17 protein-coding genes and 1 pseudogene are annotated in these 19,440 nt (G+C 71.2%); 10 read left to right on the top strand and 8 right to left on the bottom strand.

Annotation, left to right across the window (positions count from 1 at the left end):
* The first annotated feature begins 9 nt into the window (after positions 1 to 9).
* Complete coding sequence (gene ykgO / locus D8M39_RS00465) at positions 10 to 132, top strand: type B 50S ribosomal protein L36 (protein ID WP_055085155.1); 123 nt, start codon at positions 10 to 12, stop codon at positions 130 to 132.
* 47 nt (positions 133 to 179) lie between these two features.
* Here the strand turns inward: ykgO and D8M39_RS00460 are convergent, their stop codons facing one another.
* From D8M39_RS00460 to D8M39_RS00435, 6 genes are all read right to left on the bottom strand, one after another.
* Positions 180 to 872 (bottom strand): response regulator, encoded by a 693-nt coding sequence (locus D8M39_RS00460; RefSeq protein WP_055085157.1) that lies wholly within the window; start codon positions 870 to 872, stop codon positions 180 to 182.
* Positions 850 to 3,492: an ATP-binding protein gene (locus D8M39_RS00455; RefSeq protein ID WP_126874164.1), complete on the bottom strand. Its 2,643-nt coding sequence runs from the start codon at positions 3,490 to 3,492 to the stop codon at positions 850 to 852. Before D8M39_RS00455 ends, D8M39_RS00460 begins: the two co-directional genes overlap by 23 nt.
* Before the next feature lies 1 nt (position 3,493).
* Entirely contained in the window at positions 3,494 to 4,111 is a 618-nt protein-coding gene (gene kdpC, locus D8M39_RS00450; RefSeq protein ID WP_055085159.1) for a potassium-transporting ATPase subunit KdpC, read from the bottom strand.
* Positions 4,112 to 4,247: 136 nt separating this feature from the next.
* Complete coding sequence (gene kdpB / locus D8M39_RS00445) at positions 4,248 to 6,404, bottom strand: potassium-transporting ATPase subunit KdpB (RefSeq protein WP_126874163.1); 2,157 nt, start codon at positions 6,402 to 6,404, stop codon at positions 4,248 to 4,250.
* Positions 6,401 to 8,077, bottom strand: coding sequence for a potassium-transporting ATPase subunit KdpA (gene kdpA / locus D8M39_RS00440; protein WP_126874162.1), 1,677 nt, complete (start codon positions 8,075 to 8,077; stop codon positions 6,401 to 6,403). Before kdpA ends, kdpB begins: the two co-directional genes overlap by 4 nt.
* Positions 8,077 to 8,166: a potassium-transporting ATPase subunit F gene (locus D8M39_RS00435; protein WP_126874161.1), complete on the bottom strand. Its 90-nt coding sequence runs from the start codon at positions 8,164 to 8,166 to the stop codon at positions 8,077 to 8,079. Before D8M39_RS00435 ends, kdpA begins: the two co-directional genes overlap by 1 nt.
* A 493-nt stretch (positions 8,167 to 8,659) precedes the next feature.
* On the opposite strand from D8M39_RS00435, the gene D8M39_RS00430 reads away from it, so the two are divergent.
* The 4 genes from D8M39_RS00430 to D8M39_RS12720 all read left to right on the top strand — a co-directional run bounded on the left by D8M39_RS00430 (position 8,660) and on the right by D8M39_RS12720 (position 12,569).
* Positions 8,660 to 9,679 carry an NADP-dependent oxidoreductase gene (locus D8M39_RS00430; RefSeq protein WP_126874160.1) on the top strand — a complete coding sequence of 340 codons (1,020 nt, stop codon included), beginning with the start codon at positions 8,660 to 8,662 and terminating at the stop codon, positions 9,677 to 9,679.
* Positions 9,680 to 9,709: 30 nt separating this feature from the next.
* Positions 9,710 to 9,922: a DUF2945 domain-containing protein gene (locus tag D8M39_RS00425; protein ID WP_055085167.1), complete on the top strand. Its 213-nt coding sequence runs from the start codon at positions 9,710 to 9,712 to the stop codon at positions 9,920 to 9,922.
* A gap of 136 nt (positions 9,923 to 10,058) precedes the next feature.
* Positions 10,059 to 12,323 (top strand): bifunctional anthranilate synthase component I family protein/class IV aminotransferase, encoded by a 2,265-nt coding sequence (locus D8M39_RS00420; RefSeq protein ID WP_238693879.1) that lies wholly within the window; start codon positions 10,059 to 10,061, stop codon positions 12,321 to 12,323.
* An 84-nt stretch (positions 12,324 to 12,407) separates the two neighbouring features.
* Positions 12,408 to 12,569: a hypothetical protein gene (locus tag D8M39_RS12720; RefSeq protein ID WP_164497787.1), complete on the top strand. Its 162-nt coding sequence runs from the start codon at positions 12,408 to 12,410 to the stop codon at positions 12,567 to 12,569.
* A gap of 93 nt (positions 12,570 to 12,662) precedes the next feature.
* Here the strand turns inward: D8M39_RS12720 and D8M39_RS00415 are convergent, their stop codons facing one another.
* Positions 12,663 to 12,899 carry a hypothetical protein gene (locus tag D8M39_RS00415; RefSeq protein WP_055085169.1) on the bottom strand — a complete coding sequence of 79 codons (237 nt, stop codon included), beginning with the start codon at positions 12,897 to 12,899 and terminating at the stop codon, positions 12,663 to 12,665.
* 159 nt (positions 12,900 to 13,058) lie between these two features.
* On the opposite strand from D8M39_RS00415, the gene D8M39_RS00410 reads away from it, so the two are divergent.
* From D8M39_RS00410 to D8M39_RS12825, 4 genes and pseudogenes are all read left to right on the top strand, one after another.
* On the top strand, positions 13,059 to 14,048 hold the full coding sequence (locus tag D8M39_RS00410; RefSeq protein ID WP_126874159.1) for an NAD-dependent dehydratase: 990 nt from the start codon (positions 13,059 to 13,061) through the stop codon (positions 14,046 to 14,048).
* Positions 14,045 to 14,521, top strand: coding sequence for a hypothetical protein (locus D8M39_RS00405; RefSeq protein WP_055085196.1), 477 nt, complete (start codon positions 14,045 to 14,047; stop codon positions 14,519 to 14,521). Before D8M39_RS00410 ends, D8M39_RS00405 begins: the two co-directional genes overlap by 4 nt.
* Before the next feature lie 350 nt (positions 14,522 to 14,871).
* A pseudogene (locus tag D8M39_RS12830) lies at positions 14,872 to 15,828 on the top strand (YeeE/YedE family protein); the annotation flags it as partial.
* A gap of 264 nt (positions 15,829 to 16,092) precedes the next feature.
* On the top strand, positions 16,093 to 16,326 hold the full coding sequence (locus D8M39_RS12825; RefSeq protein ID WP_226905974.1) for a sulfurtransferase TusA family protein: 234 nt from the start codon (positions 16,093 to 16,095) through the stop codon (positions 16,324 to 16,326).
* Between the two features lie 178 nt (positions 16,327 to 16,504).
* On the opposite strand, the gene D8M39_RS00395 is transcribed toward D8M39_RS12825, so the two are convergent.
* Positions 16,505 to 18,070 (bottom strand): MFS transporter, encoded by a 1,566-nt coding sequence (locus tag D8M39_RS00395; protein ID WP_126874157.1) that lies wholly within the window; start codon positions 18,068 to 18,070, stop codon positions 16,505 to 16,507.
* Between the two features lie 138 nt (positions 18,071 to 18,208).
* Between D8M39_RS00395 and D8M39_RS00390 the strand changes: the two genes are divergently transcribed.
* Complete coding sequence (locus tag D8M39_RS00390; protein ID WP_126874156.1) at positions 18,209 to 19,432, top strand: inorganic phosphate transporter; 1,224 nt, start codon at positions 18,209 to 18,211, stop codon at positions 19,430 to 19,432.
* Positions 19,433 to 19,440 lie beyond the last annotated feature (8 nt).

The raw sequence follows: 19,440 nt of genomic DNA, 5'->3' as shown, positions 1-19,440 counted from the left end.
GGAGGTTCCGTGAAGGTCCGCAACTCGCTCCGCTCCCTCAAGAAGGTCCCCGGCTCGCAGGTGGTTCGCCGCCGGGGCAAGACCTACGTGATCAACAAGAAGAACCCGCGCATGAAGGCTCGTCAGGGCTGACGCGCGCGGGCGCGTCCGGGAGACCGGATCTCAGCGCCCGCGTGCTCTCACCCCTCCACCCCCACCAGCCGGTACCCCATGCCCTGCTCCGTGAGGATGTGCCGGGGCTTGGCCGGGTCCGCCTCCAGCTTCTTGCGCAGCTGGGAGATGTAGAGCCGCAGGTACCCGCTGTCCTGCACGTGCTCGGTGCCCCACACGTGGGTGAGCAGGGTCTGGCGGGTCACCAGCTTGCCCGCGTTGCGCAGCAGCACCTCCACGACCTGCCACTCGGTGGGCGTGAGCCGGATCTGCTTGACCCCGCCCGCCACCGCGCGGGTCACGCTGTGGGCCGCGAGGTCCACGGTCACGTCCCCGAGCCGCGCGGTCGCCACGGTCTTCTCCTGCGGGATCCTACGGGTCAGCGCGCGGATGCGGGCCAGCAGCTCGTCGATCGCGAACGGCTTGGTGATGTAGTCGTCCGCGCCGGTGTCCAGCGCCTGCACCTTGTCCGCCGCGCCCGTGCGCCCCGAGACCACCAGGATGGGCGCCTGGGACCACCCCCGGATCCCCTGGATCACCTCGATCCCGTCCAGCTGCGGCATCCCCAGGTCCAGCAGGAACACGTCCGGCTGCTCGTCCACCGCCGCGCTCACGGCCTCTGCGCCGTTCGCCGCCGTGACCACCCGGTAGCCCTTGGCTCCCAGGATGATCCGCAGCGCCCGCAGGATCTGCGGGTCGTCATCTGCGATGAGGATCTTCACCCGGCACCCCTTCCCGTCCACGCGCCCGGGGCGACGACGACGCCGTCCCCGCCCCGGACGAAACCGTCACCTCGGCCGCCGAGCCGGCCTGCGGCGTCGTCGCCCGGGCGGCACCCGCCTCCGACCGATCCGCCCCGGCGCGCTCCGTGAGCAGCGGCAGCGAGACCACCATGGTGAGCCCGCCGCCCGGTGTGTCCTCCGGGGTGAGTGTGCCGTGCATGGCCTCCACAAAACCTCGGGACAGCGCGAGCCCGAGCCCCAGACCGGTGGTGTTGTCCGTGTCCCCGAGGCGCTGGAACGGTACGAACATCTCGTCGTGGCGCTCGGGGGCGATCCCCGGGCCGTGGTCGATCACGCGGATCTCCAGGCGGTCCGCGAACGTGCTGGTGGTGACCGAGACCGGAACGCCCTCGGGCGTGTGCCGCTCGGCGTTGGCCAGCAGGTTCACGAGTGCGCGCTGCAGCAGCACCGGGTCCGCGAGCACCGTGGCACCGTGGTGGGCCAGGTCCAGGCGCACCTCGGAGGGCCCCAGCTGCAGCTCGTCCAGAGCGGAGGCCACCGAGTCCGCCGGGTCCGTGGGTGTGGTCCCCAGGGACAGCACCCCGGCCTGCACCCGGCTCACGTCCAGCAGGTCGTTGACCAGGGTGGCCAGTGCGGCGAGGCTCTCGTCCGCGGTGTCCATGAGCTCCTGCCGGTCCTCGGGCGTGAGCGAGTCCCCGGCCGCGCGCAGCCCGCCCACCGCCGCCGTGGCGGAGGCCAGCGGTCGCCGCAGGTCGTGGCTCAGCGCGGACAGCAGCGCCCCGCGCACCCGGTCCGACGCCGCAATGGGCTCGATCTCCTCAGCCACCGCCTGCAGCCGCTGCCGCTCCAGGGCCGCCCCCATCTGCACGGCGACGACGCTCAGCAGCCGCCGCTCGGACGAGGCCAGGTGCCCGCCGTGCAGCTCGAGCGTGCCCCCGCCGTCCAGGGGCATGACCGTGGGCTCGTCCCCGGGCTCCACGTCCCCCGCGCTCGCGACCACCGTGTCTCCCGCCATGATGCGCACCCCCGGAACGCGGAACACCTCGTGCGCACGGTCCACGAGCGCCTGCACGGCGTCCTCGCCGCGCAGCACGCTGCCCGCGATGCTCTGGATCAGTTCGGACTCCGCGGCCGCCCGGCGGGCGGCGCGGGTGTAGCGGGCCGCGCGGTCCACCACGAAGCTCACGAGCGCGGCGATCACCGTGTAGAGGATCAGCGCCAGCAGGTGCAGGGGATCCGCGATGGTGATGGTGTGGATGGGGTCGATGAAGAAGTAGTCCAGCGTGAGCCCGGAGAGCACCGCCGCGAACAGCGCGGGCCAGATCCCGCCCACGAGGGCCACGACCACCACGAGCAGCTGGTACGCGAGCACGTCGCTCGTGATGGCGTCCGGGGAGCGCACCCCGGCCAGCGCCACGGTGAGCACCGGACCGCCCAGCAGCGCCACCAGGAAGCCGAGCACGCGGCGTCGTGCGGAGAGCGCCCCACCCAGCGGGGGGAGCGTGAACTGCCCGCCCGCCTGCGCGTGGGCGACCATGTGCACGTCGATCTCCCCGGACTCCTTGGTGACCGTGGCCCCGATCCCCGGACCCGTGAAGGCCGCGGCGAGCCGGCTCCGACGGCTGATGCCCAGCACCAGCTGCGTGGCGTTGACCGACCGGGCGAACTCCACGAGCGCCGCGGGGACGTCGTCCCCCGCCACCTGGTGGTAGGTCCCGCCGAGCTTCTCCACGAGCGCCCGCTGCTGCGCGAGCGCGGCCGGGTTCTCCGTGCGCACGCCGTCCTGCGCGATCACGTGCACGGCCAGCAGGTCACCGCCCGCCGAGCGCGCCGCCACCCGGGCGCCGCGGCGCAGCAGGGTCTCACCCTCCGGCCCGCCCGTCAGGGCGACGACCACGCGCTCGCGGGCCTCCCACTTGCCGTTGATGTCGTGCTCGCGGCGGTAGTGCATGAGGGCCTGGTCCACCTCGTCCGCGAGCCACAGCAGCGCGAGCTCGCGCAGCGCGGTGAGGTTGCCCAGGCGGAAGTAGTTGGACAGCGCCGCGTCCACGCGCTCGGCGGGGTACACGAGCCCCTCCGAGAGCCGGTCCCGCAGCACCTGGGGCGCCAGGTCCACCACCTCGATCTGGTGGGCGCCGCGCAGGAACCGGTCCGGCACGGTCTCCCGCTGGGGCGCGCCGGTGATCCGCTCCACCACGTCGTTGAGGGACTCGATGTGCTGGATGTTCACGGTGGAGATCACGTCGATCCCCGCGGCGAGCAGCTGCTGGACGTCCTCCCAGCGCTTCTCGTGCTCGGAGCCGGGGGCGTTGGTGTGGGCGAGCTCGTCCACCAGGGCGATGTCCGGGGCGCGCTCCAGCACCGCGGCCACGTCCATCTCCTCGAGTTCCATGTCCCGGTAGCGGGTGCGCAGCCGGGGGACCTGCGGCAGGCCCTCGGTCATGGCGGCGGTGGCCGCGCGCCCGTGGGTCTCCACGATCCCGATCACCACGTCCCGGCCCTCGGCGAGCAGCCGCCTGCCCTCCGCGAGCATCCGGTAGGTCTTGCCCACGCCGGGAGCGGCGCCGAGCAGCACCCTCAGCCGCCCCGGTGCGGTCATGTCAGCGCCTCGTCTCGTCCAGTGCCAGGTTGAGCTCGGCCACGTTCACCACGCGGTCACCCACGTAGCCCAGATCGGGGTTCTTGGTGTGCTGGCCCACGAGCTCTCGCACCTGTTCTACCGGAAGACCCCGCTCCCGGGCCACGCGCTCGACCTGGATGTCCGCGTAGCGCGCGCTGATGTGGGGGTCCAGCCCGGAGGAGGAGGCGGTCAGGGCGTCCGCGGGGACCTCGGAGTCGGGCACGCCGTTGAGCTCCGCGATGGCCTGCTTGCGCTGGGTGATGGCCTCCACCAGGTTCCCGTTCTCAGGGCCCCAGTTGGTGCCGGAGGACGACGCCGCGTCGTACCCCGCGTCCCCGGCCGCCGAGGGGCGGGGCTGGAAGTACTGCGGCAGGGGCTTGCCGTCCGCGTCCGTGAAGGACTGCCCGATCAGTGAGGACCCCCGGACCTCACCGTTGCCGTCCGTCATCATGGACCCGTGGCTCTGCTCGGGGAACGCGAGGTACCCGAGCCCGGTGACCACCGCGGTGTAGCCCACGCCCAGCAGCAGGGTGAGCACGATCAGGGTGCGGACGGCCACCGACATGGTGCGCCCGGAGGAGTGTGCGGCAATGCTCATGACGATCGCTTCTTTCTCGACGACTCGAAAACTTTGTGGTGCGGGGTGGGATGTTGCGGTGCGGTGGTGCGGTGGTGCGGTGGTGCCCCGCCCGCCGACGGCTCGCGAGGTGGCGGGCGGCGCGTTCGGGGGCGGGTCAGAAGCCCGGGATCAGCCGGACCACCAGGTCGATCAGCCAGATCCCCAGGAAGGGTGTGATGATCCCGCCCAGCCCGTAGACCGCGAGGTTGCGCCCCAGGGTCTTGGACGCGTTCATGGGCCGGTACTTCACGCCGCGCAGGGCCAGCGGGACCAGGAACACGATCACGATCGCGTTGAAGATCACCGCCGAGAGCACCGCGGAGGCCGGTGAGTGCAGGCCCATCACGTTGAGCACCGCGAGCCCCGGGAACACCCCGATGAAGATCGCGGGGATGATCGCGAAGTACTTGGCGATGTCGTTGGCGATCGAGAACGTGGTGAGCGCGCCGCGGGTGATGAGCAGCTGCTTGCCGATCGCCACGATGTCGATGAGCTTGGTGGGGTCCGAGTCCAGGTCCACCATGTTCCCGGCCTCCTTGGCCGCGGAGGTGCCGGTGTTCATGGCCACGCCCACGTCCGCCTGGGCCAGCGCGGGGGCGTCGTTGGTGCCGTCCCCGGTCATGGCCACGAGGTTCCCGCCCTCCTGCTCCGTGCGGATGTAGGCGAGCTTCTGTTCCGGGGTGGCCTCGGCGAGGTAGTCGTCCACGCCGGCCTCCTGCGCGATGGCCGCGGCGGTCAGGGGGTTGTCACCCGTGACCATCACGGTGCGGATGCCCATGGCCCGCAGCTGCGCGAAGCGCTCGGTGAGCCCCTCCTTGACCACGTCCTTGAGGTGCACCACGCCGAGCACGCGCGCCGCGCCGTCGGCCCGCTTGTGCGCCACCACCAGCGGGGTGCCGCCCGAGCGGGAAATCTCGGTGACGCGCTCCTGGAGCTCACCCCGGGCGGCGTCGTCCGGCTGCGCGCCGTCCTCCGCGAGCCAGGCGACGATCGCGGAGCCCGCGCCCTTGCGGATCTGCGAGCCGCCCGGCAGGTCCAGCCCGGACATGCGCGTCTGCGCCGTGAAGGGCACGACGTCGCCCGCGGCCTCCTGCTCGAGGCTCGCCCCGCGCTCGCGGGCCAGGTCCACGATCGAGGAGCCCTCGGGCGTGGGGTCCGCCAGGGACGAGAGCGCCGCGGCGTGCACGAGCTCCTCCTCGGCCACCCCGGTGAGCGGGACGAACGCGGTGGCGCGGCGGTTGCCGTACGTGATGGTGCCGGTCTTGTCGAGCAGCAGGGTGGTCACGTCACCGGCGGCCTCCACAGCGCGCCCGGACATGGCCAGCACGTTGCGCTGCACCAGCCGGTCCATGCCCGCGATGCCGATCGCGGAGAGCAGCGCGCCGATGGTCGTGGGGATCAGGCACACGAGCAGCGCGATCAGCACCGTCACGCTCGCGGGGCTCGCGGGGTAGGAGGCGATCGGGTTCAGGGTCAGTGTGACCACCACGAACACGATGGACAGGGACGCCAGCAGGATGTTCAGGGCGATCTCGTTGGGGGTGCGCTGGCGGGCGGCGCCCTCCACCAGGGAGATCATCCGGTCCACGAACGTCTCACCGGGCTTGGAGGTGATCCGCACGACGATCCGGTCCGAGAGCACGCGCGTGCCGCCGGTCACCGCGGAGCGGTCCCCGTCAGACTCGCGCACCACGGGGGCGGACTCGCCGGTGATCGCGGACTCGTCCACGCTCGCGATGCCCCACACGATGTCCCCGTCCCCGGGGATCAGCTCGCCCGCGGAGACCACCACCACGTCACCCAGGGTGAGGTCCGCCGAGGACGCCTCCTCGGTGGCCGCGCGCTGGGCACCCGGGTCCGCGGCGTCGTCGTAGTCCCGCACGCGGTGCGCGGTGGTGCTGGTGCGCGTCTGGCGCAGAGACTCCGCCTGGGCCTTGCCGCGGCCCTCCGCGATGGACTCCGCAAGGTTCGCGAATACAACGGTGAGCCACAGCCACACGGCGATCGCCCACGTGAACGCGCCGGGCACGGCGGTGCCGCCGGAGTCCTGCGCGCCGCCGGTGAACAGCTCCGCCACGGCGAACACCGTGGTGACCACGGCACCCACCCACACGATGAACATCACGGGGTTGTGCCACTGGGTGCGGGGGTCGAGCTTGCGCACGGCGCCGGGCAGGGCCTCGCGCAGCTGCTGCCACGTGAGCGTCTTGCGGGGTGCGGCCGTCCGGGCCGCGGGGGCCTCGGGGCGTGCTTCGGTGACGGTGGTGCTCATGACTGCATCAGACCTTCTGCCAGGGGACCCAGCGTGAGAACGGGGAAGAACACGAGGGCGGTCACCAGGACCGCGGTGCCTGCGGTGAGCCCCACGAACAGGGGCCGGTGCGTGGGCAGGGTGCCCGCAGTGGCGGGGACCTTCTCCTGCGCCGCGAGGGAACCGGCCAGGGCCAGCACCAGGGCGATCGGGATGAACCGGCCGAACAGCATGGCCACGCCGATCGCGGCGGTGAGCCAGGGGGTGTCCGCGGTGAGGCCCGCGAAGGCCGAGCCGTTGTTGTTGGCGCCGGACGCGAACGCGTACAGCACCTCGGAGAGCCCGTGCGGGCCGGTGTTGGTCAGCGACTCGTTCTCGATGCTGTCCCGCAGGGCGGGGATCCCGAAGCTCAGGCCCACCCCGGCGAGCACCAGCACGGGCATCACCAGGATGTAGAGGCTTGCGAGCTTCATCTCGCGGGGGCCGATCTTCTTGCCCAGGTACTCGGGGGTGCGCCCCACCAGCAGCCCGGCCACGAACACGGCGATCACCGCGATCACGAGCATCCCGTACAGCCCGGAGCCCACACCGCCGGGGGCCACCTCACCCAGGAGCATGTTGAGCATGGGGACCATCCCGCCCAGGGCGGTGTAGGAGTCGTGCATCGAGTTCACCGCACCCGTGGAGGTCAGCGTGGTGGTGGCCGCGAAGATCACGGACTGGGGGATGCCGAAGCGGGCTTCCTTGCCCTCCATGGGACCACCCGCGAGCTCGGGCGCGGTGCCCTGCCCGGCGGACTCGAACGCGGCGAGTGCGAACACCGAGGCCAGGTACAGCACGCCCATGACCGCGAGGATCGCGTAGCCCTGGCGGTTGTCGCCCACCAGTCGCCCGAACGTGCGGGGCAGGGCGAACGGGATCACCAGGATCAGGAAGCACTCGAAGAGGCTGGTCCACCCGGTGGGGTTCTCGAAGGGGTGGGAGGCGTTGGCGTTGTAGAAGCCGCCGCCGTTGGTGCCCAGCTCCTTGATGACCTCCTGGGAGGCCACGGGCCCGCCCGGGATGGACTGGGTTCCGCCGGCCACGGTGGTGACGTCCGTGAAGCCGTCGAAGTTCTGCACCACACCGCCCGCGATCAGCGCCAGCGCGCCCAGCACCGACAGCGGCAGCAGCACGCGCGCGGTGGTGCGGGTGAGGTCCACCCAGAAGTTGCCGATGGTGCCGCTGCGCCGGTACGCGAAGCCGCGCACCAGGGCCACGGACACCGCGATGCCCGTGGCGGCGGAGACGAAGTTCTGCACCGCCAGGCCCGCGAACTGCACGGTGTACGCGAGGTTCTCACCCGAGTACGCCTGCCAGTTGGTGTTGGTCACGAAGGAGATGGCCGTGTTGAACGCGACCCCCGGCTCCGGGTTGTCCGCGCCCGTGGAGAACGGCAGCCACTGCTGGGTGCGCTGCAGCAGGTACAGCAGCAGCACGCCCGCCAGGGAGAAGTACAGCACCGAGCGCAGGTACGCCTGCCAGGACTGCTCCTGGTCCGCGGCCACGCCGGTCAGCCTGTAAAGGACCCGTTCCGGGGCCCAGTGCGTGCGGGTCTGGAAGACCCACGCCATGTAGTCGCCCAGGGGCCGGTAGGCCAGCGCGAGGGCCAGCACCAGGGTGCCCAGGGACGCGAGGAAGGGAACCCACTCCATCAGAATCTCTCCGGGTTCACAAGGGCGAAGACCAGGTACGCGATCGCCGCGACGCCCAGGACGAACGCGATGCCGCTGAGCACGATCACAGCTTGTCCACCGCCTTGCCCACCATCACCACGACCATGAACAGGGCGACCACGCCCAGGACGTACACCACATCAAGCACTGCTGGCTCCGATCGGAGATCACCGGCCGCAGGATCACGGCCGCCGCACCCTCCCTGGGTGCAGAACCTCAGTAGACGCCCGCCCCCGCCGCCGGGGGAGGCCCCCTCACGGAACCCATACGCGCACCCTGCGGATCCTCACGGTTTCCTCGCACCCAACCGCTTGGAGCGTTGCTGGGCGCTGTGGTGCGCGCTGGACGGGCGGCGTCGTCGCCCGGGGGCAGTGTCGCGGGGATGGACGATGACACCGCCCGCTCGCGTCCCGGGAGCCGTCACCGCGGGCGCGGTGCGCACGGGACAGGCACCGCCAGATGTGCGTCAGAAGCCATCAATCGGTTATTCCCGATTTCCTACCCGTCCACTCCACGCGAATCCTTGCTGCGGCAAACGTCTGGGCGTGCCACGATGCAGACATGGCTACCAACGATTCCACCAGCACCCAGATCCAGCTCGTCTCCCGCCCGGAGGGGTGGCCCGAGCCCGAGAACTTCCGCACCGAGACCGCGGAGCTGTCCGAGCTGCAGGACGGCCAGGTGCGCGTGCGCAACGAGTTCATCTCCGTAGACCCCTACATGCGCGGCCGCATGCGGGACGAGAAGAGCTACGTGCCGCCGTTCGCGCTGAACGAGACCATGACCGGCGGCGCCGTGGGCCGCGTGGTCGAGTCCCGCTCCGAGAAGCTGCCCGAGGGCACTCCTGTGCTGCACCAGTACGGTTGGCGGGACCTCGCACAGGGCGCCGCGGACGAGTTCACCGCCATCCAGGAGCTCCCGGACACCCCGCTGTCCGTGTACCTGGGCATCCTGGGGATGACGGGCATGACCGCCTACACCGGACTCACCCGCATTGCCGGGCTCAAGGAGGGCGACCGCGTGTTCGTCTCCGGTGCGGCCGGTGCCGTGGGCTCCGCGGCCGGTCAGATCGCCAAGCAGCTGGGCGCCTCCTACGTGATCGGTTCCGCCGGTTCGGACGAGAAGGCGAAGCTGCTCACCGAGAAGTACGGCTTCGACGCGGTGCTCAACTACAAGGACGCCCCCATTCGTGAGCAGCTCGCGAAGGCCGTGGGCGAGGACGGCGTGGACGTCTACTACGACAACGTGGGCGGCGATCACCTCGAGGCGGCCCTCGACGTGCTGAACCGGCACGGCCGGGTGGCGGTGTGCGGCGCGATCAGCCAGTACAACTCCACCGAGCGCCCCTGCGGTCCGGACAACATGGGCAACATCATCAAGAACTCGCTCATGCTCGAAGGCTTCACCATGGGTGACCACTGGGACGTCACCGAGGAGTACACCTCCCGGATGACCGAGTGGTTCACCTCCGGAAAGATCGCCTACGACGAGACCGTGGTGGAGGGCCTGGACCACGCCGTGGACGCCTTCATCGACATGATGAAGGGCGCGAACACCGGCAAGATGGTCGTGAAGATCTGATCACCGCGCACCACTGAGGAGAGGCACACCATGGCGTTCAGCACGGGCGACCGCGTCCAGTGGAACACCCCGCAGGGGCCCACCCAGGGGACGGTCCGGTCCACGCACACGGACGAGTTCGAGTTCAAGGGCCAGACGTTCAAGGCCACGGACGACGATCCGGTGCACGTGGTCGAGTCGGAGAAGACCGGCTCGCAGGCCGCGCACCACGCCTCCGCCCTGGAGGCCGCCTCCGAGGACTGAGCGCGCGGGTGCGGCCCGGGACGGCGACGCCGCTGCCACCCGCCTCTGCCTCGTCGAACCCGCCGCCCCGCGCACCCGCGAGGGGCGGCGGGTTCGTATCATGGGCTCGGCCAGCCCCCGCCTTCGAGAGGAACCCGTGCCCCGCACCGCCCTGCCGCCCCGCGTGAGTCCCGTGCAGATGCTGCGTGCGCTGCGCGACGAGCCCGGGCTTGCGGCACTGCTCGAGGACTGGATGCACGGGGACGCGGTGGTCGGCATCCGGCCCACGCGCGTGCTGGGTGCGGACGAGGACCCGTTCGTCGCACTGGGTTCCGGGGACGACGCCGCCGCGCGCACTGCGGAGGGTGCCGCACCGCCCAGCGCGGGCGGGGGCCGGCGCGGTGTCGCCGCCCCGGCCCGCGCCTCCGCCGAACGCACCGTTGAAAACCCCGCCCGGTTCGGCGGCGGGTGGATCGGCTACCTCGGCTACCAGCTCTCGCGCCGCCTCGAGTCGCTCCCGCCCGCACCTCCGCACTCGGGCGGTCTGCCGGAGCACCACCTGGCGCGCTACGACCACGTCCTGGTGCACGACAGCGCTGCGGACCGCTGGTTCTGTGAGTCCCTGCCCGGTGCGGACCCTGCCCGGGTGGCTGAGACAATCGCGGCGGTGGAGCGGGCGCTCGGGGCCGGCCCGGCGTCATCGTCCGGGGCGTCCGCGCCGCGCTCGTACCGGTGCGGGCCGTTCGAGGCCGCCGTGACTGGCGCGGCCCACGCCAAGGCGGTGCGGCGCGCGCTGGCGCACATCCGGGACGGGGACATCTTCCAGGCGAACATCTGCCGAGAGCTCACAGCGGCATTCGACGGTGACCCACTGGACCTGTTCTGCGCCGGGTACGAGCGGCTGCGGCCGCGTTTCGCCGGGTTCTTGCGCGTGCCGGGCGGCGCGGTGGCCAGCTTCTCGCCCGAGCTCTACCTGCGTCGGACGGGCACCGCCGTGCTCACGTCCCCGATCAAGGGCACCGCGCCCGCGGACTCGGACCCCCGCGAGCTGCACGCCTCCGCCAAGAATCGCGCGGAGAACGTGATGATCGTGGACCTCATGCGCAACGACCTCTCCCGCGTGTGCGTCCCCGGCTCCGTGCTGAGCCCCGCCGTGCCGCGCGTGGAGCCGCACACGGGCGTCCACCACCTGGTCGCGGATGTCCACGGCACGCTGCGCCCCGGGCTCGACGACGCCGCCCTGCTGCGTTCCACGTTTCCGCCCGGTTCGTGCACGGGGGCGCCGAAGGTCAGGGCCACCGAGATCATCAACGCCCTGGAGACCACCGCACGGGGCGTCTACACCGGTGGGATCGGGTACGCGAGCCCCGTGGCGGGGCTGGCCATGAACGTGGCCATCCGTACGTTCGAGTTCTCGGGCGCCACGGTGCGCCTGGGTGTGGGCGGCGGGATCATTGCTGACTCGGACCCGGACGGGGAGGCGTTCGAGACCCTCGTGAAGGCCGCCCCGCTGCTGGATGCGGTCGGCGCCCACTTCGGGTCCGAGCTGTCCCGGGAGTGGCGTGAGCACGCGGAGTCCTCGGAGGTGGCGCCCCCGGCGTGCGTGGGAGGCAGTGGGGCGCCGTCGCGCGCGGCAGCCTCGCTGCGGGACGCGCCCATGATCCGCTCGACCCCCGATCCCTCCCTGGGGGTCTTCACCACGATGCTCGTCCGCGAGGGGCGCCCCGAGCAGCTGGTGGAGCACCTGGCAAGGCTCGGGAGCAGCGTGCGGGCGTGCTTCTCCCATGAGCTGCCGGGCGCGCTGGCGAAACAGGTCCTCCAGCGTGCCGCCGGATTGGATGGCCCGCACCGGCTACGGATCACGGCGGTTCCGGACGCGGGGAGTCTGTGTCTCGAGATGACCCACGCCCCGCTGAACCCTCCCGGCGCGGCCCCTCCCGTGGATCCGTGGGTGCTGCGCCCGGTGGTGGTGCCCGGCGGGTGGGGGTGCCACAAGTGGGCGGACCGCCGCGCCCTGGACACGACACCCGGTCCGTGGTCCCCGGTGTGCGACCCGCTGCTGGTGGACCAGGACGGCACGGTGCTGGAGACCGGGCGTGCAAATGTGTTCGTGGTGCGCGGTGGCGTGGTCACCACCCCGCCCGTTGACAGCCGGATCCTGCCCGGGGTGATGCGCGCCCGGGTGCTCTCGACCCTGCGGGCCGCCGGGTACGAGGTCCGTGAACAGGAAGTCACTCTCACGGACCTCGCTGGGGCGTCGGAGGTGTTCGTGACCAACGCCCTGCGGGGTGCCCAACCCGTGGGGGAGATCCGCGGTGTGGGTGCGTGGGCCCCTGGGCCTGTGACGGTGTGGGTGCAGCGCGCGCTCGCGGACGCCCCGTGGCGAACGGGCGGCATCGCCCCCATTGACACGACCCGGTGAGGTGAGGATGCTCGGGGCACGGCGCCGTCGTCCGGGCCGCGGAGCTCGGGGCGGCGCACCACGCAACCGCGAAGGAGCGCAGCCATGGGCAAGAACCCGCAGGACGAGAACACCGAGTCGGTCAGCCAGGTGGACACCGACGAGCAGCGCCAGAAGGCCGCCGAGCAGGCGAACACCCAGGAGCAGCAGGAGTTCTTCGAGGAGCAGGCCGGCACGGAGGAGCAGTCCCAGGGCTACGGGCACTGAGCACCGCACCGGGCAGCCGCTGACAGGCGAACCGCCCCGCACCAGGAAGGTGCGGGGCGGTTCTTCTGCGCCGAGTGGCTGCGGGGTCGGTGGCTACTTCTTCTTGTTCTCGAGGGTCTGCTCGTACTGGGCGAGAGCCAGGCCCACGCTCATGAAGGTGGGCGCCCAGTGGCCCACGAAGATGCCCCAACGGTCCGACTGGGCCTTGGAGTCGTCGCTCTTGAGGCGCGAGATTCCCCACGACACGAAGGACAGGGCGATCGAGCCCATGCCTGCGGTGTAGGCGTACTCGGAGCGGATACCGGCGTCGTGCAGGGTCTTCATGATCATGGTGCGATCTCCATTCAGGCCCGGAGGGCCGACGAGGTGATGCGAGGCTTGGGATTTCCCAGCGTAGCCCGTTCCCGGAGCGGTGATAAGTGGGGTGACGACATTTTGTTCGACACCCTGCGGTGTGGTCCGCGCGGAGCCGCGTGGCAGGGTGGGGGCATGACTGGGACGAAATCACGACGCGTTCTACTGGCCGGTTGCGGGGACGTGGGAACCGCGCTCGGACTGCGACTGGTGGAGAAGGGGTGGAAGGCCACGGGCGTGCGCCGTCACGCGCAGCGGCTGCCCGCCCCGCTCACCGGGCTCTCGCTGGACCTCACCGACCCCGCGGGCACGAAGCTTCCCGCGGTCGACGCCGTGGTGGTCACCCTCACGGCGGACGGCCACGACGTCGCCGGGTACGAGCACACCTACCTGGGCGGCCTGCGTGGGCTGCGGCGCGCGCTCGGGGAGCAGGAGCCACTCGTGGTCCTGGTGTCCTCCACGGGGGTGCTGGGCGGCGGCGACGGCGAACGCGTCACCGAGTCCACGCCGCCGGACCCGCAGCGGCCCACGGCCCGCGTGCTGCTTGCAGCGGAGGAGCTGGCCGGGCAGCTGTTCCCGGACCTCGTGATCGTGCGGCCCGCGGGTATCTACGGACCGGGGCGCACGTCCATGGTCGAGCGCGTGCGCCGCGGGGCGCCCCTGGCCCACCGGCGGGTGACCAACCGCATCCACCGGGACGACCTCGTGACGGTCCTGGCCACGCTGCTGGAGCGTGGCACCGTGGCGGGCGAGCGGGCGTTGACCACCGGTGGGGGCGGTGTTGCAGAGAGTGCGCGAACGGACGTCCCGCAGAACGGGACGGTCGCGGGGGGAGGCGGCGCGGCGGCGTCGTCGGCTGCTTGCCGGCTCCCGCGGCTGCTGCACGCCGTGGACCACGACGCCGCCCTGCTGGGTGACGTGGCCGCGCACCTCGCGCACCGGCTGGGCGTGCCCGTGCCCCCGGACGACTCCGGGCCGGGGGAGGGGCCGCTCGGGAAGATCGTGGACGGGGAGCTGGTGCACGCCCTGGTGCCCCGCGAGGAGTGGCGGTACCCCACGTACCGGGAGGGGTACGACGCGCTGCTGGCGGACGGCTCCGCGGACTCGTGGGTGGGGCGAGGATGAGCGAGGACGTCCACTGGTTCCTGCCGATCAACCCCGCATCGCACGCGGAGCACATGCCCGCGGACTGGCGCACCCGTGAGGACGCGACCGAGGTGTGGGAGGCCATCGGGCGCTCGCAGCCCATCGACCGCTGGTGCCTGCGCACGGGCTTCCGCACCATGAAGTCCGGGGACGTGATCTGGGCGTACCTGTCCAAACGGCAGGAGCTGTGCGCGGTGGGGAGGGTGCGGCGGACGGCGTTCGAGGTGGATGGTGTGGAGGCCGACCCCGCCGAGCCCCGGGAGGGTGGCGGCTGGTACGTCTACGTGGACTGGGACGAGTCCCGCACGGCGGAGTTGTGCCGCTGCCCGATCCCCAGAGCGGTGTTCGGGCAGGTGCCGATGTCGGTGGGGCGGGTGGGGGAGGCGCTCAAGGCGGTGTTGAGCAGGGGCCTCTCATCATGGCCGACAAAACCTCAGTTTTGCTCCGGGTGATCGGCTTGAGTCATCGCCCCCGATCAGCTGGGTGGCACAGTTGTTGGCAAACGCCCCGGACCACGCGGGCGCGGTGGACCCGCCGGTGCACCTGATCCCAAAAGGCGTGTCCGTGGGGATCACGACGCCGTTGTGGTCGCCGGGAGCCTGCTCGGGGGTGGTGCGGGGGGGGTGGACTGCATACCTCAGTCTGGAACGTCGACTCGGGCAGCAAACTTGGGCCCACTGTTGCGCCGTGTGACACCTCCCTGGACCTCGGCGCCCGAGCGTAGTTCAGTAGTGGTCCTTCCCTCGTCAACCATTTCTGACACGTGCGCTCTCCCGGGCGCACAGGAACCAGGTACACACTCATGATCCTTTCCGGACTCGTCCTCGGTGCCGTGCTCGGCATCGTGATGCAGCGCGGGCGCTTCTGCGTGACGGGCATGCTGCGGGACATCTTCCTGCAGCGCTCGTGGCGCACGTTCACGGCTCTGCTCGTGGTGATCACGGTGCACGCCGTGGGGCTCGCTGCGCTCACCACCCTCGGGGTGATCTCCCCCGACTACCCCTCGTTCATGCCGTTGGCCGTGGTCGTGGGCGGGTTCATGTTCGGGGTGGGGATCATCCTGGCCGGTGGCTGCGCCTCCGGCACGTGGTACCGCTCGGGTGAGGGGCTGGTGGGCTCCTGGATTGCGCTGGCCATGTACGCGCTGTCCGCGTCGGCCATGAAGACCGGCGTGCTCAAGGGCTTCAACTCCGGCATGAAGCAGTGGGACACCGGGCTCACCACCATCCCCAGTGCCCTGGGCGTCTCCCCGTGGCTGTTCGTGATCGTCCTGGCCGCGGTCACCGGTGTGATGGTGCGCCACTTCCTCAACCGCGAGAAGAACACCGTGAAGCCCGCACGGCTGAACAGCCGTCCCGCATGGAAGAAGCCCCTGCACGTCTACACCGCCGGCGCGCTCGTGGGTCTGATCGGCGTCATCGCGTGGCCGCTGTCCGCCGCGACCGGCCGCAATGACGGGTTGGGCATCACCACTCCCACCGCCAACCTGCTGAACTTCCTGGTCACCGGAGCGGACGGGAAGCTGGACTGGGGCGTGATGCTCGTGCTCGGCATCCTGGTGGGCTCGTTCATCGCCGCCAAGTCCACGGGTGAGTTCCGCGTGCGCGTCCCGGACGCCACCACCACGGTGCGCTCCATCGCGGGCGGCCTGCTCATGGGTGTGGGTGCGGCCCTGGCCGGTGGCTGCACAGTGGGCAACGGCATGGTCCAGACCAGCCTGTTCACGTTCCAGGGTTGGATCGCGCTGCTGTTCATTGCCCTGGGCGTGGCCGCGGCCACCAGGATCTGGCTCAAGCCCACCGTTACGCAGCCCGCCACCGGCGAAGACGGCACCTACTCCACTGCTCAGAGCCTGGACCACACGGTGGGCGCCACCGCACCGGACGACAACTCGATCGACGCCGCCCCCACCGCGGGCGCTCCCCGCACCTCGGGTGCGAACGTGTTCTCGGGCTTCGCCGCGGCACCCACCGCGCTCATGGTCAAGGACCCGGCAGGTGCACCGTCGAAGAAGCTCACAGGCCTGGGCGACGGCTACTACGCCTTGGACTCGCTCGGTGCCGTGTGCCCGTTCCCGTTGATCGAGGCCAAGGATGTCATGCAGACCCTGCAGACCGGTGACCACCTGGTGATCGACTTCGACTGCACCCAGGCCACCGAGGCCATTCCGCAGTGGGCGGCCACGGACGGCCACGAGGTCACCGACTTCGTGGAGAAGGGCGACGCCAGCTGGCAGATCACCCTTAAGAAGGGCTGACCCGGCAGGCGTTCCCGTTCACGACGCCGCCGCGCCACCTCTGCGCCCCACGCTCCCGCCTGCCGGGGGCCGGGGCAGGGAGGGCGCGGCGGCGTCGTCGTACCACCGGAACGGTGCGGAGCGTGGGCCCACCGGGGGGGTGAGCGCTCCGGCGGCGTCGTGGTGTGTGCGCCGTGACTCAGGCGCGGGAGTCCTGCCGGGCGCGGTGGCGCATGTCCCGCAGGGCCACGGCCAGGGCGACGAGCACCACGAGCACCACAACGCCCAGTCCCGCCGCGATGCCCACGGACCAGCCCTGGTCGGCGATCACTCCGTACGCCACCGCGGTGATCATGGCGATGCCCACGGCGGTGCCCACGCGCTGGCCGGTCTGCATCACGCCACCGGCGCTGCCCGCGTACTCGAGCGGCACCTCCGCGAGCGTGAGTGTCTGGTTGGGGCTCACCACGGCGCCCTGGCCGAAACCCACGAAGCCCAGGGTGAGCACGAGCCACCACTCGCTGATGTGCCATGAGTCGTGCAGCAGGATCACCGCCATGCTCAGCAGCAGGCCCACGACCACGCTGAGCATGCCGAGCACCACGATCTTGCGGCCCATCCGGTTCACGCGGCTGCCGGCAAGGTTGGAGGCCACCGCGCTCGCGAAGGCATTGAGCAGGCCCACGCAGCCGGCGGCAAGCGCGGTGTGGCCGAGCCCCTGCTGCATGTAGAGGGTGACAAGCACCCACACGCTCGTGATGCCCAGGAAGTACAGCGAGATCAGCAGGGTGCCGTTGAGGAAGCTGCTGACCTTGAAAATGTCCAGGTCCACCATGGGCTGGTGCCCGGAGGCCTTGAAGTGCTTCTCCCACACGATCCACAGGGCCAGGAACACGGCGGCGACCGCGAGCAGGGCCCACACCCACGGGCTCGAGCCGGGGGAGCCGGTCTCGATGAACGGAAGCAGGGTGGCCAGCAGGGCGGTGCCCAGCAGCACCGCGCCCGTGGGGTCCATCTCCCGCAGGGCGTGGCGGATGGTGGTGCCCTCGGGCCTGCGCAGCAGCGGGCGGGGGAACCACAGGAACGCGAGCACGAGCGCGACGACGCCCACGGGGACGTTCACCACGAACAGCCATCGCCACCCCTCGGCCGCGCCGCCCGTCTGGATCAGCAGACCTCCCAGGACCGGGCCGATGGCCACGGAGACACCCACGGCGCTGCCCAGCATGCCGAACGCCTTCCCGCGCTCCGCGCCCTTGAAGTACTGCTGGATCATGGCCACGCCCTGCGGGTTGAGCAGCCCGGAGCCCACCCCCTGCACGAAGCGCGCCACGATCAGCATGGTGGGATCCGGGGCCAGGCCCGCGGCGATCGAGGACAGCGTGAAGATGGCCACCCCGAGCATCCACAGGAACCCGCGCCCGAACACGTCCCCGGCGCGGCCGCCCGCCACCAAGACCACACCGAAAGTCAGTGCGTAGCCGGAGAGGATCCACTGCAGTTGGGACTCGGAGGCGCCCAGCCCCTCCTGGATGGAGGGCAGCCCCACGTTGATGATGCTCACGGCCACCAGGGACATGAAGATGGCCACGAGCAGCACCGCCAGGATCCGCCACCGCCGCGGATCCGTGCCGTGGGCGTAGCCCCGGTGGGTCTGGGGATCCGGACGCGGGCTGAGGATGGGCAGCTCGCCGGTTCCCGTGGCCGGGGAGCGCTCGTGCCAGGTCTCGCCGGAGCCCGGTCCGTGGTGGGAGTCAGAGGTCATGGGGAGAGCATGCTCCCGGGTTCAGACGCGCCCAACGCTCCTGTTCGTGTGCATGAACTGGTTGCCCGTCGCATGCTCATCTGGGCCGTCCTGGGGGCGAGTTTGGTGTGCGGCGCCCGGGGCCGTCATTCTGGGACCATGACAGCTGAACTGGTGATCCTGGGCCTGGTGGTCGTGACCGCTCTGGCCTTCGACTTCACCAACGGATTCCACGACACCGGAAACGCGATGGCCACCTCCATCGCCACCGGGGCGCTCAAGCCCCGCACCGCGGTGGCCCTGTCCGCGGTGCTGAACCTGGTGGGCGCGTTCCTGTCGGTGGAAGTGGCCACCACGGTCACCAGGGACGTGCTGCTCATCCAGACCAAGGACGGCGGGCTCGTCTCCGGGCTGGACCCCACCATTGCGCTGACCCTCATCTTCTCCGGGCTGATCGGGGGCATCCTCTGGAACCTGGCCACGTGGCTGTTCGGGCTGCCCTCCAGCTCCTCCCACGCGCTGTTCGGCGGGCTGATCGGGGCCGGGCTCGCCTCCCTGGGCGTGGCGGGCGTGAACTGGGCCGGTGTGGTCCAGAAGATCCTCGTCCCGGCCGCGCTGGCGCCGTTCATCGCCGGGTGCGTGGCCGCCGTGGGCACCGCCCTGGTGTACCTCATCGGCCGCGCGGCGTCCCAGGGGCACCGGGACCGGGGGTTCCGCTGGGGACAGGTGGGAACGGCGTCGCTGGTGTCCCTGGCCCACGGCACCGGTGACGCGCAGAAGACCATGGGCGTGATCGCCCTGGCGCTGATCGCCCACGGCAGCCTCAGCGTCCAGGGAATCGAGAGCAGCGGGCTGCCGGTGTGGATCATCGTGAGCTGCGCGGTGGCCATCGCCCTGGGCACGTACCTGGGCGGATGGCGCGTGATCCGCACGCTCGGCAAGGGCCTTGTGGAGATCGAACCGCCGCAGGGGATGGCGGCCGAGGCATCCTCGGCGGCCATCATCCTGACCTCCAGCCACTTCGGCATGGCGCTGTCCACCACGCACGTGGCCACCGGTTCCATCCTGGGCTCGGGCGTGGGCAAGCCCGGCGCGCGCGTGCGGTGGGGTGTGGCCGGGCGCATGGTCGTGGGGTGGCTGCTCACCCTGCCCGCCGCGGCCGTGGTGGGTGCGGTGTGCTTCATCACCGCTCGGGCCGTGGGCGGGCTGTCCGGCGCCGTGGTGATCTTCCTGCTGCTGGCGGTGGCCTCCGCCGTGATCTTCGCGCGGTCCCGGCACCAGAAGGTGGACCGTCACAACGTGAACGCTGACTGGGACGAGGACACGCACTCCGTGGTCCCCGCCGACTCCGACCGCGCCGACACCCAGGAGGTGGCCCGCTGATGATTGTC

The organism is Kocuria sp. HSID17590 (genome assembly GCF_003989485.1).
Classification (GTDB): Bacteria; Actinomycetota; Actinomycetes; order Actinomycetales; family Micrococcaceae; genus Kocuria; species Kocuria salsicia.
This window is presented reverse-complemented; position numbering and strand designations above follow the sequence as displayed.

Bases quoted from the DNA above. Each gene is read 5' to 3' on its own strand.
- D8M39_RS00455 (WP_126874164.1), bottom strand. From the start codon at position 3,492: ATGACCGCACCGGGGCGGCTGAGGGTGCTGCTCGGCGCCGCTCCCGGC.
- kdpC (WP_055085159.1), bottom strand. From the start codon at position 4,111: ATGAGCATTGCCGCACACTCCTCCGGGCGCACCATGTCGGTGGCCGTC.
- kdpB (WP_126874163.1), bottom strand. From the start codon at position 6,404: ATGAGCACCACCGTCACCGAAGCACGCCCCGAGGCCCCCGCGGCCCGG.
- kdpA (WP_126874162.1), bottom strand. From the start codon at position 8,077: ATGGAGTGGGTTCCCTTCCTCGCGTCCCTGGGCACCCTGGTGCTGGCC.
- D8M39_RS00430 (WP_126874160.1), top strand. From the start codon at position 8,660: ATGGCTACCAACGATTCCACCAGCACCCAGATCCAGCTCGTCTCCCGC.
- D8M39_RS00425 (WP_055085167.1), top strand. From the start codon at position 9,710: ATGGCGTTCAGCACGGGCGACCGCGTCCAGTGGAACACCCCGCAGGGG.
- D8M39_RS12720 (WP_164497787.1), top strand. From the start codon at position 12,408: ATGGGCAAGAACCCGCAGGACGAGAACACCGAGTCGGTCAGCCAGGTG.
- D8M39_RS00415 (WP_055085169.1), bottom strand. From the start codon at position 12,899: ATGATCATGAAGACCCTGCACGACGCCGGTATCCGCTCCGAGTACGCC.
- D8M39_RS00410 (WP_126874159.1), top strand. From the start codon at position 13,059: ATGACTGGGACGAAATCACGACGCGTTCTACTGGCCGGTTGCGGGGAC.
- D8M39_RS00405 (WP_055085196.1), top strand. From the start codon at position 14,045: ATGAGCGAGGACGTCCACTGGTTCCTGCCGATCAACCCCGCATCGCAC.
- D8M39_RS00395 (WP_126874157.1), bottom strand. From the start codon at position 18,070: ATGACCTCTGACTCCCACCACGGACCGGGCTCCGGCGAGACCTGGCAC.
- D8M39_RS00390 (WP_126874156.1), top strand. From the start codon at position 18,209: ATGACAGCTGAACTGGTGATCCTGGGCCTGGTGGTCGTGACCGCTCTG.